Source organism: Pseudomonas duriflava (genome assembly GCF_007830155.1).
GTDB classification, from domain to species: Bacteria; Pseudomonadota; Gammaproteobacteria; order Pseudomonadales; family Pseudomonadaceae; genus Chryseomonas; species Chryseomonas duriflava.
Genome location: NZ_VLKY01000006.1, coordinates 19,792 through 34,536, shown reverse-complemented (window position 1 = coordinate 34,536; position 14,745 = coordinate 19,792). Strand labels below are relative to the sequence as shown.

The window sequence follows — 14,745 nt, the reverse complement described above, 5'->3', positions numbered from 1 at the left end:
CCTTAGGAACCCTCTATTAGCGAAAGAGTACGGGGCCTTTCGAGCCAGCCGCCCTCTCCATCAGGGACGATTTCGACAACATCGATCTGGCTATCGGTGATAGCGATGATGCGTCCATCGTTTTGCCCCAGGTAATCGCCTACTTTTACTCTATGAACGCCGCCTGCTCCCTTGATCAGAGCGTAGCGGCCGGTTTGATTGGCCAGCGTGCCTACCATTTGGAACGTATCGATATTGAAGCCTTCAAGGAATTGCTTGGGTCGATTCTCATCCGGTTTGATGTTCTTCGAGCCCTTTTGCCGGGCAGCCAGATCAATTTTGATCGGCGGCTGGAAAGGGCTACGCATCCCTGCTGCACTGTAGGAAAACGGTTCATAGGGTTGAAACTGCGGCAACGGCTCGATTGAGCCCTTGGGCCTTGCTCTTACCTCATCCATGTAACTCTGCAGATCGGATACGTCATCCCCACTACCGCAGCCTGAAAGGATAGTAAGCACAAGCCCACTTAGCAGAATTCGGGCCTTCATTGCTGCAATCCCTTATCGTTATAGCGATACGTCTTAGCCTGTATATTCATGCGCAGCTGTGACCCGCTACCCTCAGAGGACACGCGCTTGATATCGAAGTCATGCAAGGTCACGATCCGAGGCAGGCTCGATACACTGCTCACGAACGTAGCCAAATCATGGTAGTCACCTACAACCGTAATCTGGATTGGCAACTCCACATAAAATTGCTGCATATTTTCGGGGAGCAAACGGATCTGCTCGAATTCGAGACCGCTTTTCAAGCCCGTGCGGGTAATATCTTCCAGTAATGCAGGCACCTCTGTATCACTAGGCAGCTGCCGCAGCATTGCACCAAAAGACTCTTCCATTTCCTGCATCTGAACTTTGTAGGCATCCAGGTTGGCCGCCTGAAAAGCTTTAGTGGCAAACTGCTGTTTTAAGGTCTCTTCCTGAGCCTGCTTTTGCTCAAGCTCGGTCTGCATATCCTTCAGATAGAAGTTGTACCCCAACGCCAGAGCAATCAGAACGATAAGAAAACACGCAATGACTTTCGCAGCCGGCGGCCAACCCCCGAGATTTTCCAGATCAAGATCATTCAGATCTATTTTGCGCAGACTCGCCAGTGTATCTGCCAGACTCATGGCTTCCCTCCTTGCACCGTCACGGCAGCATCCGGTTTGGTCTGCTTTACAGTCATCTGGAATGAATTAGTCTGCTCAGCTGTGCTTAACGCTTTAACCTCGGTCAGGCTGGGAGAGGCGAGCCAGTCAGAAGCATCAAGATTACGCATCAGGTTAGAAACACGGTTATTAGAGTCGGCCTCCCCTACGATAGCCAACGTGTCGCCCTGCATACTGAGACTGTTGAAATAGACACCATCTGGCAGTGTACGTACCAACTGGTCGAATACATGACCTATCACTGGCCGGTTGCCCTGTAGATCCTGGATAATTTTCATTCGCTCAAGAAGCTGCTGTCGCCGTGTTCTAAGCTCGCTTATTTCTTTGATCCTGGCATCCAGAACAGCAATCTCTCCTTGAATATAGGCGTTTCGTGCATCCTGATGCTCAATGGTCGCCGTCAAATACTTTCCACTGAGAAACAGGATAGCTGCCGACAGGGCAAGCATTCCGCCCATGATGACCAAGAAGCGCTTCTTACGCTCCTCACGCAACTGCTCACGCCAGGGTAAAAGGTTAATGCGAGCCATCAGTCGAAGCTCCTCATGGCCAAACCACAGGCAATCATTAATGCAGGCGCGTCGCTGGCTAAGGCACTGGCGTTGACTTTACTGTTGAGCGTCATATCGGCAAAAGGATTAGCTACCAAAGTGGGTGTGCCAATTTTTTGTTGGATCAGACGATCCAGACCGGAAATTGACGCAGTACCGCCAGCAAGCAAAATATAGTCCACATCGTTATATTGCCCGGCTGCAAAAAAGAATTGCAGCGAACGTCCAACCTGCTGCACAACAGCTTCACGGAAAGGCGTTAGCACTTCCGCCTGGTAATCATCGGGCAGGCCACCCTGCTTCTTAGCTAGACCAGCTTCCTCGAACGACAATCCGTAGCGCCGTTGAATTTCCTCGGTCAGTTGCCGACCGCCAAACAGCTGCTCACGGGTATAAATGGTACGGCCATTATGCAAGACACTCAGGGTCGTCATCGTAGCCCCGATATCGACAACGGCAACCGTTAGCTCATCAACATTCCCCCCTAACTGCCCAGCCATTAATGAATAGGCACGCTCCAAAGCATACGCCTCTACATCTATGACCTTAGCCGAAAGGCCAGCCAGCGCTAAAGCTGCTTCCCGTACTTCAACGTTTTCTTTACGGCAGGCCGCAAGCAGTACTTCTACACGTCCTGGGTTACGTGCCGATACACCTTGGACCTCGAAGTCGATAGCCACTTCCTCCAATGGATACGGAATATACTGATCCGCTTCGAGCTTTATTTGATTCTCCAACTCATCCTCGGAGAGCCCTGCATCCATCTCGATGGTCTTAGCAATAACAGCCGAACCGGCAACAGCCACGGCAGCACTACGAGCATTGGTTCGCGCCTTGGCCAGAACACGACCCAGCGCCTGTCCTACGCCTTCTAGCTCGGCGATATTTTTTTCAACAACTGCATTCGGCGGCAAAGGCTCAACCGCATAGGCCTCGACCCGATAGCGCCCTCCCGATCGACTGAGCTCAAGCAACTTGACGGAAGTTGAACTGATATCTATTCCCAGCAGCGTATTCGTTTTTTTCGTGAATAGCCCTAGCACAACGGTTTCCCTATCAGCAGTCGCCACTCAGCGGGCGATTCGAATTCATAGGCATTAATCGACAGACTTGGGACGGGCTCAAATAGCGGTCCACTACAAAAGCTGCCTATAATGCGTCTACTTCTTGGCTCGCAAAAATGCTGCCAGATTCACTTCTTTATAGCTGAAAAAGCCATATCCAATGCGTTTGTTAAAATTTCTCTGGTGGTTCTGCATCGGTATCATCTGCAGCGTGTTCCTAGGGTTAAGTGGCACCTTTCTTTATCTCAGCCCTAGCCTGCCCTCAGTAGAGGCGCTCCGAAACGTACAGCTACAGATTCCGCTTCGCATCTACAGCGCCGACGGCAAACTTATTGCCGAATTCGGCGAGATGCGTCGCTCTCCTTTGCGCTTTGACCAGATTCCCCCGGACTTCATTCATGCCCTGCTTTCTGCAGAAGACGACAATTTTGCCAATCACTATGGCGTCGACGTCAAAAGCCTTATGCGCGCTGCAGGCCAATTGGTCAAAACAGGTCACATTCAGACCGGCGGCAGCACTATTACCATGCAGGTTGCCAAAAATTATTTCCTGACTAGCGAGCGCAGCTTCTCTCGCAAGTTCACTGAAATTCTGCTTGCCTTGCAAATAGAGCGCCAGCTTAGCAAGGATGAGATTCTTCAGCTGTACGTGAATAAGATTTACCTGGGTAACCGCGCATACGGCATCGAGGCTGCAGCTCAAGTCTATTATGGCAAATCCATCAACGAACTGACCCTGGCTCAAAAAGCCATGATCGCAGGCCTGCCCAAAGCTCCTTCACGGTACAACCCCATCGTAAATCCAGAGCGTAGCAAAGAGCGCAGGAATTGGATTCTTGAACGAATGCTCAAGCTAGGTTATATCAACCAAGCAGCTTACGAAACGGCTGTCGCTGAGCCTATTGATGCCTATCACCATGTTGCCACACCAGAACTCGCGGCCCCTTATGTTGCCGAAATGGCCCGGGCTGAAATGGTTGGCCGTTATGGCAGCGATGCTTACACCGAAGGATTTCGGGTGACGACAACGATTGATAGTCGCTTGCAAAACGAGGCTAATGCTTCGGTGCGTAACGGCCTGATCGATTATGACCAACGTCATGGCTATCGGGGACCGGAAGCACGTTATCCAAACCAATCCCGCGATGAGTGGCTCAAGACCCTGGAAACCCATAGAACTATTGGTGGCCTTGAACCCGCTATCGTGACGCAGGTAGAGAAAAGCGGTGCTTTGGTAATAACGCGTGATGGCAAGGAAGAAGCTGTAGCCTGGGAGAACATGAAATGGGCTCGCCCGTATATCAGCTCCAACAGTATGGGACCTCGACCCAATACGCCTAGCGACGTCGTTAAGGTAGGTGACTTAATACGGATTTTACGAGACACCGATGGTAGTTTACGTTTCGTCCAAGTCCCTAAAGCCCAAAGCGCCCTGGTATCACTTAATCCTCAGGACGGAGCTATTCAGGCTCTTGTAGGCGGCTTTTCCTTCGAGCAAAGCAATTATAACCGTGCTGTACAGGCTAGGCGTCAACCTGGCTCGAGCTTCAAGCCTTTCATTTACAGCGCCGCCTTAGACAAGGGGTATACCCCTGCCTCATTAGTCAATGACGCCCCAATCGTTTTCATGGATAGCAGCATGGACGAAGCTTGGCGTCCCAAAAACGATACCAACACATTCTTAGGGCCGATTCGTTTGCGCGAGGCGCTTTACCGGTCTCGCAATCTGGTTTCTATTCGCTTGCTCCAGGCAATCGGGATCGATTACGCGATTAACTATGTGACCCGTTTCGGCTTCGAGAAGGACCTGCTGCCACGTAATCTCTCCCTAGCCCTAGGTACGCCAGGCTTGACTCCTATGGAAGTAGCCAGCGGCTGGACTGCCTTTGCTAACGGCGGCTATAAAATTACTCCGTACGTTATCGCTCGCATTGAGAGCCGTGACGGGCAAATGCTTTATCAAGCTAACCCACCTCGTGTTCCGTCTGCCATTAAAACAGCCGAAACACCACCCGGCGTCCAGATCATTCCGACTAACGTATCTGCTCAAAATGGTGATACTCAACCGCCTGCTATCGCTCCCCAGATCATCGACCCACGCAACGCCTATATTATGACCAGCATGCTGCAGGACGTAATCAAACGCGGCACAGGCAGGCGTGCTCTTGAACTTAAGCGAGGTGACTTGGCTGGCAAGACAGGCACGACGAACGAGTCGAAGGACACCTGGTTTTCTGGTTATAACACGGACTATGTAACGACGGTTTGGGTCGGCTTTGACCAGCCGGAAAGTTTAGGCCGACATGAGTTTGGCGGCAATGTCGCTCTACCTATTTGGATGCAGTACATGGGCAGTGCTCTTGAGGGCAAGCCAGAGCATTTGCCTCCTGAGCCAGATGGCATCGTAACCCTACGCATTGACCCGGTTAGCGGCCGTGCAGCACCACCCGGAACCCCAGGCGCTTACTTTGAGCTCTTTAAAAGCGAGGACACCCCTCCCTCTATGGAGGAATTAGGGCCTGGCACCGCGCCCGGCACACCTCTACCACCCAATGAAAGTGCACCAATGGATCTGTTCTAAACCTACGCACTATCTTCCAAGAAAAAGGCCAGTCAGTTGATGCTGACTGGCCTTTTTCTTGGAAGATAGTGCTCATTCTGTAGCAAGTTAATCACTGAAAGCCAGGAGCCACTAGATAGCGTGACAAGAGTTCAGAAATAGAAGTGACTCAAAGAAACTTGAATTTTGAGAGCCAACCTTTCGAGTGATCTCACTGGACCATCAGTACGCTTAACACTAAAAAAGGGCCTGCTAGACAGGCCCTTTTTGGATAAGCAACGCCAGCACAGCAGTGTGCCGCAGCGCTTTCCGTTATAGATCAGTGACTAAAAACGTCACTAATCGACTTCAGCGGATAGTGGGCCGGGTAAGGCCGTGTCGCTACCCCCGTCTCGATGGCTGCCTTGGCCACAGCATCTGATACGATAGTAATCAGGCGCGGATCCATTGGTTTCGGAATGATATAACCGCGCCCAAAACTCAACTCATCAACACCATAGGCTTGGCAGACCTCCTGAGGAACCGGCAGCTTGGCCAGATCACGAAGCGCATAAGCTGCAGCAATCTTCATTTCCTCATTGATAACCGTTGCCCGAATATCCAAGGCACCACGGAAGATAAACGGGAACCCCAAAACATTATTGACCTGATTCGGATAGTCAGATCGACCAGTTGCCATGATGACATCGGAGCGGGTCTGATGTGCGAGCTCAGGCTTGATCTCTGGATCAGGGTTAGAACAGGCGAAAACGATTGGGTTAGGTGCCATCCGCTTTAGATCATCAGCGCTCAACAAGTCCGCGCCTGACAGGCCGACGAACACGTCAGCCCCTTCGAGTGCTTCAGCAAGAGTGCGCTTGCTGGTTTCAGTCGCAAAAACAGCCTTGTACTGGTTTAGATCCGTACGGCCGGAATGAATCACGCCCTGACGGTCCAACATGTAGATGTTTTCTACCTTTGCGCCCATGCTGACCAGCAACTTCATACATGAAATCGCAGCAGCACCAGCGCCCAGGCAAACGATTTTAGCGTCCTCAAGCGTCTTGCCAGCGATCTCTAGAGCGTTGAGCATACCAGCGGCTGTCACAATAGCTGTGCCGTGCTGATCGTCGTGGAAAACCGGAATATTGCACTGCTCGATTAAGGCGCGCTCGATTTCAAAGCATTCCGGCGCCTTGATATCTTCCAGATTGATGCCACCGAAGGTAATCGAAATACGCTTGACCGTATCGATAAAAGCCTGAGGACTTTCAGCATCGACTTCGATATCGAATACATCAATACCCGCAAAACGCTTGAAGAGGACCCCTTTGCCTTCCATAACCGGTTTAGAGGCTAAAGGCCCTAGATTACCTAACCCGAGAATTGCAGTTCCGTCAGAGATCACGGCAACTAGGTTACCTTTTCCGGTGTACTGGTAAGCCAGTTCAGCATCACGAGCGATTTCACGGACGGGTTCTGCAACACCTGGGCTATACGCCAAAGAAAGGTCACGTGCAGTCGAGGTGGGCTTGGTCAATTCGACACTGAGCTTACCGGGACGAGGTTGGGCATGGTACTCGAGAGCGGCTGTTTTCAAATCAGACATTATAAGTATCCGCTATGGTGTGTTGGGGTCAAAAAGTGGATGGAGAATACGCAAGAAGGCAATGGCTCACAAGCAATCGAAGCAATAGTCAATACCCAATAGATACGACTTTAGTCTGGCGCGCTTAAGAGCAACTCCTTCTTTTTTGCGTGCTATCCAGGCAAGTCATCGACATCTTGATGGGAACGGTTTGTCCCATCCAGCGCTCGCCGTGTACGGTCAACAAGCCTCTGCGATAAACGGAATTGCACCACGAGCCAGCTTGGCGAAGCGTTGTCGAATAATGTTCCCCTTGTGCGGGTACCGGAGCACTGGACTGCCCCTAGTGATCAGCCTGCCCTTTTCCAATTATGCGATAGTTGCCTTGTTTTGACATCTTTCTGGCAGGTTGTAATTGCCCCATTCAATTACAAAGCAAAAAGGAAAAGGAAAAGGAAAAGGAAAAGGAAAAGGAAAAGGAAAAGGAAAGAATATGGCTTACTTTAGTATCCGCTCTCAACCACGCCATAAAGAACTACAAAATTCCAGGCAATAAAAAAGGCGCCTTTTGGAGACGCCTTTTCGATAACACGTCCAAAACAGTAAGTACCTGGACGGTGAAATCTGTATTACTGCTTGGCAGTAGAGAATACGCCAAAACGCTGCTTGAAGCGATCGATACGACCACCTGCATCCAACACCTTTTGCTTACCGGTGTAGAACGGATGACACTCGGAGCACACGTCAAGGCTGATATTCTTGGCCAGCGTGGAGCGTGTCTTGATCACGTTACCGCAGCTGCAAGTAGCATCGATATTGGTATATGTAGGATGAATATCGTTTTTCATCACAAATCCTCAGGTTCATGCCGTGCCGCCACTCGGCGTCATTGCCGAATACCGCACGGAAATAGGCCGCGCATCATAGCAGAGGGCCCATCCGATGCAAGCCGTCAAAGACACCAACGGTCTGTTACTATCAGACACTTTTAACCTAGACACCTGCCTGTGCCTGAAACCCTGTTGCGCTTAGCTCTACCATCACCCTTGCGCCGTCTATTCGATTACTGCGCACCGGCTGATGTCGACGTCTCTACACTGCGTCCTGGTATCCGAGTACGAGTTCCGTTTGGCCGGCGCGAGGTTATCGGCGTTCTGGTGGAGCTTGTTACGCACAGCGATGTTCCGGCAGATAAGCTCAAGCCCGCCCTGGAGCTGTTAGATGCCGTGCCCCCTATGCCAGCCACTCTGGTGGAACTATGCAAATGGGCGGCACAGTATTATCAACACAGCCTGGGCGACACATTTTCCTGGGCATTGCCTGGTCTCTTGCGTCAGGGTGAACCTGCCGAGCGCCGCTTACAGCGCTTCTGGCTGGCCGAGCCAGAAGCCCAGACAACAGACCCTCGCCTTACACGCGCGCCTCGACAACGAGAAGCGCTTACTATCATTAAGCAGCACCCTCATGGCGTGGCACATGAGTTGATTGGCCAACTCGGGCTAAACAAGGAAAGCCTTAATACCCTGCTGGAAAAAGGCCTGGTTAAAATCGAAACCCGAATGATCAGGTCACCCCGGCATCAGGGGGCATGGCTGGCCCAGGCGGAGCTACCGCTCAATCCTGAGCAGCGTATCGCCTTTGAGGCCGTACGAGCCCGCCTGGGTTACTTTCACTGCTTTCTATTAGAAGGCGTGACAGGAAGTGGCAAAACGGAGGTCTATCTTCAATTAATTCGACAGGTTATTGAGTCCGGTCATCAAGTACTGGTCCTTATCCCTGAAATCAATCTTGGCCCGCAGACCCTGTCTCGCTTCGAAAAAAGGTTCAACGCACGGATTGCCCTGCTGCACTCGGCACTGACAGATCGTGAACGGATGGATGCCTGGCTGGCGGCCCGGGAAGGCGATGTGGATATTGTAATAGGCACACGTTCCGCCTTGTTTACTCCGCTTAAGAATCCTGGGCTGATTATCGTCGACGAAGAGCATGACACCTCGTACAAGCAACAGGAGGGGCTGCGCTACCATGCACGCGACTTGGCGGTCGTCCGGGCCCGGTTGGAAAAGGTTCCACTACTATTAGGATCGGCCACGCCTTCTCTAGAAAGCTTGCACAATGCAGAGATCGGGCGCTACGGCCTGCTACGCATCACGCAACGGGCAGGAAGCGCTACAGCACCACGCTTTCAGCGACTAGACGTACGCAGCCGCCCTCTCGACGATGGCCTGTCACAACCATTGACTCAAGCGATTGCCGATACGTTGCAAAAAGGCCATCAGGTGTTGGTCTTCCTCAACCGCCGCGGCTTTGCCCCTACCCTGCTCTGCCATGACTGCGGCTGGGTTGCACAGTGCCCTCGCTGCGATGCCCGAATGACTATTCATCAGCGCTCTCGTGAGTTGCGCTGTCATCATTGCGATCATCGTAGTTACCCCCCACAGCATTGCCCTGCATGTGGCAAGCTGGACCTGCGCCCGCTAGGCGCTGGTACCGAGCGCGCCGAAGAGCGCCTCAAGATCCTTTTTCCCGATTATCCAGTGTTGCGTGTCGACCGTGACAGTACGGCTCGCAAGGAAGCCATGCAAACTCTGTTTACTACAGTCCAGCGCGGCGAGCCCTGTATTCTTGTGGGAACCCAGATGCTTGCTAAAGGGCACCATTTCCCACGCGTTACTCTGGTAGCCATCCTAGATGCCGACGGAGGTCTTTTCTCTGCCGACTTTCGCGCCAGCGAGCGCATGGCCCAACAAATTGTCCAGGTCGCCGGACGCTCAGGCCGTGCCGAGCTACCAGGGTTAGTTCTCATCCAGACTCATTTGGCCGAGCATCCTTTATTAGTCCAACTGACAGAACAAGGTTATGCCGCCTTTGGACAGCAGGCTTTGGCCGAACGACGTGCTGCTGGACTTCCTCCGTTCACGCATCTCGCTTTACTGCGCGCCGAAGCCCATAAACCAGGCCAAGCCGAGGAATTTCTCGAGGCGGCTTATTCGGAAGCCGAGCAGTTGGCAGAAGAAATGTGCATTCCATCCATCGAATTGTTGGGCCCCGTACCTGCGCCCATGGAACGACGAGCCGGACGCTTTCGAGCCCAACTGCTACTACAAGCGTCCTTACGTGCACCCTTGCATCGCATCCTTACACCACTAAGTCAGCGCCTTGAATACTTGCCGAGCAGCCGCCAAGTACGCTGGTCACTGGATGTAGATCCGATTGATCTCTATTGATATTCAGAAAGGCCAGAGATCATGGTTCGGCCCGTTATTACTCTATAACCTTGCTCCGATATCGCTTATGCATTGGCAAGAGCGCCAGGGCTACGGATAATGCAGGGTTTTCATTACGCGCCCAGGCGCGAGCCAAAGGCAGACGATCATGAAAGACACTATTCGCCAGCTTATCCAGACCGCATTGGAGCGCCTGACCGCCGAAGGCGTTCTGCCCACAGGTCTGTCGCCTGCGATTCAGGTTGAAAATACCAAAGACAAGAGTCACGGCGACTTCGCCAGCAATATTGCCATGATGCTAGCAAAACCCGCCGGTATGAAACCTCGCGACTTGGCAGAAAAGCTTATTACCGCACTTCCTAGTGACCCTTCTGTTCGTCAGGTTCAGATTGCAGGACCCGGTTTCCTGAATTTCTTCCAGAACCACGAGCAATTGGCACAGCGTCTCGATGCCGCCTTGGCCGACGATCACCTTGGTGTCTCTAAGGCAGGCCCGAAGCAGCGTGTCGTTGTTGACCTGTCTTCGCCTAATCTTGCTAAAGAAATGCATGTAGGGCACTTGCGCTCTACCATCATTGGTGATGCGGTTGCGCGAGTTCTGGAGTATCTAGGCGACGACGTAATCCGACAAAACCACGTCGGTGACTGGGGCACCCAGTTCGGTATGCTGCTCGCTTACCTCGAAGAGCAGCCCGCTGCCATAGAAAGTGAATTGTCCGACCTGGAGCAATTCTACCGGGCCGCCAAGAAACGCTTCGACGAATCCTCTGAGTTTGCCGAACGCGCTCGTGAATTGGTAGTCAAGCTGCAGGCAGGCGATCCAAACTGCCTGCGTTTGTGGGCACGCTTCAATGATATTTCTCTGAGCCACTGCCAACAGGTCTATGATCGACTGAATGTCAAACTTACCCCAGCCGATGTCAAAGGCGAAAGTGCTTATAACACCGAGCTGCCAGGTATTGTGTCTGCGCTAGATGACAAGGGATTGTTGACCGAAAGCGATGGTGCGCGCTGCGTATTCCTAGACGAGTTCAAGAATGCCGAAGGCAATCCTCTACCAGTTATTGTGCAAAAGGCTGGAGGGGGTTATCTGTACGCCACAACCGACCTTGCCGCCATGCGCTATCGCAGCCAGGCACTGAACGCTAATCGCGCTCTGTACTTTGTTGACCAACGTCAAGCCCTGCACTTCCAGATGGCCTTTGAGGTCGCTCGCCGTGCGGGCTTCGTCACGCCATCCATGAGCCTTGAGCACATGGGCTTTGGCACTATGAACGGTGCTGACGGCCGCCCCTTCAAGACCCGTGATGGCGGTACCGTAAAGCTCATCGACCTTCTCAATGAGGCGGAAGAACGAGCTTATAGTCTGGTCAAGGAAAAGAACCCTTCGCTGGACGAGCACGAGCTACGCGAGATAGCCCGAGCCGTTGGTATCGGCGCTGTCAAATATGCTGACCTCTCGAAGCACCGCACCAGTGATTACAGCTTTAATTTCGAGCTAATGCTGAGCTTCGAAGGTAATACCGCGCCCTATCTGCTCTATGCCTACACACGAGTAGCCAGCATTTTCCGCAAGCTGGGCCAAGACTATACCGAGATTTCCGGGCACATTCGTCTTGAGGCACCACAGGAACAGGACTTAGGCGCCCGTTTGGCGCAATTTGGTGAAGTGCTCAATGCTGTAGCTGAAAAAGGGGTTCCGCACCTTCTGTGCGCGTATCTGTACGACATTGCCGGCCTATTCTCGAGCTTTTACGAGAACTGCCCAATCCTTACAGCTGCTGATGCCGAACAGAAGCAAAGCCGCCTGCGCCTGGCCGCTCTAACGGGGCGCACGCTAAAGCAAGGCCTTGAGTTATTGGGCCTGAACACTTTGGAACGCATGTAAACGGATCCTTATGGCAGCAAAGAAAGCAGCACCCAAGCGAGGCGCCAGCCGTAACCAGCCCGCAGCCAAACGCCAGCCGATCCCCGGCTGGGTCTGGCTAGCCTCAGGGCTGGCCATTGGCGGCTTTGTGGTTTTCCTGATGAAGCTTGAGCCGGGAAGCGATGCCGTACGCCGGGCCAAGGTTGAGGAAGCCGCTCAGGCGAAAAGCAAGCCGAAAACCGAAGCACCCACTCCGACTCCGGTCAAGCCAAAGTATGATTTCTATACGTTATTGCCAGAGTCAGAGGTAATCGTACCTCCAGATGCCGTACCGCAGACACCAACGGCGTCTACTCCACCAGCACCCAACCCCAACCCGACTACTCCGGTTGCTCCACCAACGCAACCAGCTGCTCCGGTAAGTTCAGCGGTGCCAGCACAACCTGTTAAGCCAGGTGCTGCACCACCGGTTACCCTGTTCTTCCTGCAAGCCGGCTCGTTTCGCACCCAGGCGGACGCCGATCGGGTCCGTGCGCAGATCATTCTGTTCGGTCAGGATGTGCGTGTAGAATCCGGCAGGGTCAAGGATGAGACTTGGTATCGGGTACTGGTTGGGCCTTACTCGGATCGTAACAAACTTACCCAGGCCCAAAAGCAATTGGCCAGCAACGGCTTTAAGAGTCTACTGCTGCAACAGCGACAAGCTCGGTAACATCTGACGGCTGGTAAGGCTTGAAGCTTTTGTCAGCCGTCCCCATATCTCCGGCAAACGCCTAAAGGCATAGCAGGAGAACACTCTTGACCACTATCGTATCAGTGCGCCGCAACGGCAAAGTCGTGATGGGCGGCGACGGCCAGGTTTCCCTGGGCAATACCGTCATGAAAGGGAATGCACGCAAGGTCCGTCGTCTTTATCACGGCCAGGTACTGGCTGGCTTCGCAGGTGGTACTGCCGATGCGTTCACGCTGTTTGAACGGTTCGAGCAGCAGCTGGAGAAGCATCAGGGCCATTTGGTGCGTGCCGCCGTAGAACTAGCAAAGGACTGGCGTACTGACCGCGCGCTGCGCCGTCTGGAAGCCATGCTGGCTGTTGCCAACAAAGACGCCTCTCTGATCATTACAGGCAACGGCGATGTCGTTGAGCCTGAAGAAGACTTGATCGCCATGGGCTCAGGAGGCCCCTTTGCCCAGGCAGCTGCTCGCGCCCTACTGCAGCATACCGAGCTCAGTGCGCGTGAAATTGCTGAAACAGCTTTGAACATTGCGGGCGATATTTGCGTTTTCACCAACCGCAACCAGACTATCGAAGAACTGGACACTGCGTCCTAAGTCCAGCCGGAAGCAAAGACATGTCAATGACACCACGTGAAATCGTTCACGAACTTAATCGTCACATCATCGGTCAGGACGACGCTAAGCGCGCCGTGGCCATTGCCTTGCGCAACCGCTGGCGGCGGATGCAGTTGCCTCTGGAGCTTCGTGCCGAGGTAACGCCCAAGAATATCCTTATGATCGGCCCAACCGGGGTCGGCAAAACCGAAATCGCTCGCCGCCTGGCCAAACTGGCCAATGCCCCTTTCCTCAAGGTTGAAGCTACTAAATTTACCGAGGTGGGCTACGTCGGACGTGATGTGGAATCCATCATTCGTGACCTTGCAGATGCTGCTGTGAAGATGCTGCGCGAGCAGGAGATGGTCAAGGTTCGCCATCGCGCCGAAGATGCTGCCGAGGAGCGTATCCTGGATGCTCTGTTGCCACCGGCACGCTCGGTGGGCTTCAGCGAGGAGCCTGTACGCAACGAAGACTCCAGTACACGGCAGCTGTTTCGCAAGCGTCTGCGTGAAGGCCAGCTTGACGACAAGGAAATCGATATCGAAGTAGCGGAAGCGCCTGCCGGTATTGAAATCATGACGCCGCCAGGTATGGAGGAGATGACCAGTCAACTGCAAAATCTCTTCTCCGGCCTTAATAAAGGCAAGATGAAGTCTCGCAAGCTTAAGGTTAAAGAAGCCTTCAAACTGATCCGTGATGAAGAAGCAGCTCGTCTGGTCAATGAGGAGGAGCTCAAAGGCCGTGCGCTGGAAGCCGTAGAGCAGAACGGCATCGTCTTCATTGATGAAATCGACAAGGTAGCGAAGCGCGGCAACACCAGCGGTGCCGATGTTTCCCGTGAAGGGGTACAGCGCGATTTATTGCCTTTGATCGAAGGCTGTACCGTCAATACCAAGCTAGGCATGGTTAAAACGGATCATATCCTGTTCATTGCATCAGGAGCGTTTCACCTGTCCAAACCTAGCGATCTGGTACCGGAGCTCCAGGGCCGTCTGCCGATTCGCGTCGAGTTGAAAGCACTAACGCCTAAGGATTTCGAGCGTATTCTGACCGAGCCCCACGCTTCGCTTACCGAGCAGTACCGTGAGCTTCTCAAAACTGAAGGCCTGGAAGTCGAGTTCGCTCCCGACGGTATCAGCCGAATCGCCGAGATCGCCTGGCAGGTCAACGAGAAGACTGAAAACATCGGTGCGCGCCGGCTGCATACCCTGCTCGAACGCCTACTGGAGGAAGTTTCCTTTAGTGCAGCAGACATGGCTACCCAGCAAAATGGAGCGCCTATCCGTATCGATGCCGGCTACGTTAACAACCACCTTGGCGAACTGGCACAAGACGAGGACTTGTCACGCTATATTCTATAAGCGCCCTGACAGCCTACCGCTCGCAGC

At 53.1% G+C, this 14,745-nt stretch carries 12 protein-coding genes; 6 read left to right on the top strand and 6 right to left on the bottom strand.

Going from position 1 to position 14,745, the window contains the following annotated elements; translation table 11 throughout:
• Positions 1 to 2 precede the first annotated feature (2 nt).
• The 4 genes from pilP to IQ22_RS09920 are packed head-to-tail and all read right to left on the bottom strand — an operon-like array spanning position 3 to position 2,783.
• Entirely contained in the window at positions 3 to 527 is a 525-nt protein-coding gene (gene pilP / locus IQ22_RS09935; RefSeq protein WP_145141268.1) for a type 4a pilus biogenesis lipoprotein PilP, read from the bottom strand.
• The gene (gene pilO, locus IQ22_RS09930) at positions 524 to 1,150 is read right to left on the bottom strand and encodes a type 4a pilus biogenesis protein PilO (protein WP_145141266.1); all 627 of its coding nucleotides are present in this window, start codon (positions 1,148 to 1,150) and stop codon (positions 524 to 526) included. Before pilO ends, pilP begins: the two co-directional genes overlap by 4 nt.
• Positions 1,147 to 1,719 (bottom strand): PilN domain-containing protein, encoded by a 573-nt coding sequence (locus IQ22_RS09925; RefSeq protein ID WP_145141264.1) that lies wholly within the window; start codon positions 1,717 to 1,719, stop codon positions 1,147 to 1,149. The genes pilO and IQ22_RS09925 overlap by 4 nt, the downstream gene beginning before the upstream one ends.
• A complete protein-coding gene (locus IQ22_RS09920) occupies positions 1,719 to 2,783 on the bottom strand; it encodes a pilus assembly protein PilM (RefSeq protein ID WP_145141723.1) in 1,065 nt (354 codons plus the stop codon). The genes IQ22_RS09925 and IQ22_RS09920 overlap by 1 nt, the downstream gene beginning before the upstream one ends.
• Positions 2,784 to 2,964: 181 nt before the next feature.
• On the opposite strand from IQ22_RS09920, the gene IQ22_RS09915 reads away from it, so the two are divergent.
• Positions 2,965 to 5,385 (top strand): penicillin-binding protein 1A, encoded by a 2,421-nt coding sequence (locus IQ22_RS09915; protein ID WP_145141262.1) that lies wholly within the window; start codon positions 2,965 to 2,967, stop codon positions 5,383 to 5,385.
• Between the two features lie 298 nt (positions 5,386 to 5,683).
• Here the strand turns inward: IQ22_RS09915 and IQ22_RS09910 are convergent, their stop codons facing one another.
• The gene (locus IQ22_RS09910; protein ID WP_145141260.1) at positions 5,684 to 6,952 is read right to left on the bottom strand and encodes a malic enzyme-like NAD(P)-binding protein; all 1,269 of its coding nucleotides are present in this window, start codon (positions 6,950 to 6,952) and stop codon (positions 5,684 to 5,686) included.
• A 608-nt stretch (positions 6,953 to 7,560) separates the two neighbouring features.
• On the bottom strand, positions 7,561 to 7,779 hold the full coding sequence (gene rpmE, locus IQ22_RS09905; RefSeq protein ID WP_145141258.1) for a 50S ribosomal protein L31: 219 nt from the start codon (positions 7,777 to 7,779) through the stop codon (positions 7,561 to 7,563).
• A gap of 159 nt (positions 7,780 to 7,938) precedes the next feature.
• Here rpmE and IQ22_RS09900 point away from each other — a divergent pair, with 159 nt between their 5' ends.
• From IQ22_RS09900 to hslU, 5 genes are all read left to right on the top strand, one after another.
• Positions 7,939 to 10,158, top strand: coding sequence for a primosomal protein N' (locus IQ22_RS09900; protein WP_145141256.1), 2,220 nt, complete (start codon positions 7,939 to 7,941; stop codon positions 10,156 to 10,158).
• Between the two features lie 148 nt (positions 10,159 to 10,306).
• A complete protein-coding gene (gene argS, locus IQ22_RS09895; RefSeq protein WP_145141254.1) occupies positions 10,307 to 12,046 on the top strand; it encodes an arginine--tRNA ligase in 1,740 nt (579 codons plus the stop codon).
• Between the two features lie 10 nt (positions 12,047 to 12,056).
• Positions 12,057 to 12,737, top strand: a complete 681-nt coding sequence (locus tag IQ22_RS09890; RefSeq protein WP_145141252.1) for an SPOR domain-containing protein — start codon at positions 12,057 to 12,059, stop codon at positions 12,735 to 12,737.
• 86 nt (positions 12,738 to 12,823) lie between these two features.
• The gene (gene hslV / locus IQ22_RS09885; RefSeq protein WP_145141250.1) at positions 12,824 to 13,354 is read left to right on the top strand and encodes an ATP-dependent protease subunit HslV; all 531 of its coding nucleotides are present in this window, start codon (positions 12,824 to 12,826) and stop codon (positions 13,352 to 13,354) included.
• A gap of 20 nt (positions 13,355 to 13,374) precedes the next feature.
• On the top strand, positions 13,375 to 14,718 hold the full coding sequence (gene hslU / locus IQ22_RS09880) for an ATP-dependent protease ATPase subunit HslU (RefSeq protein WP_145141248.1): 1,344 nt from the start codon (positions 13,375 to 13,377) through the stop codon (positions 14,716 to 14,718).
• Positions 14,719 to 14,745: the final 27 nt, after the last annotated feature.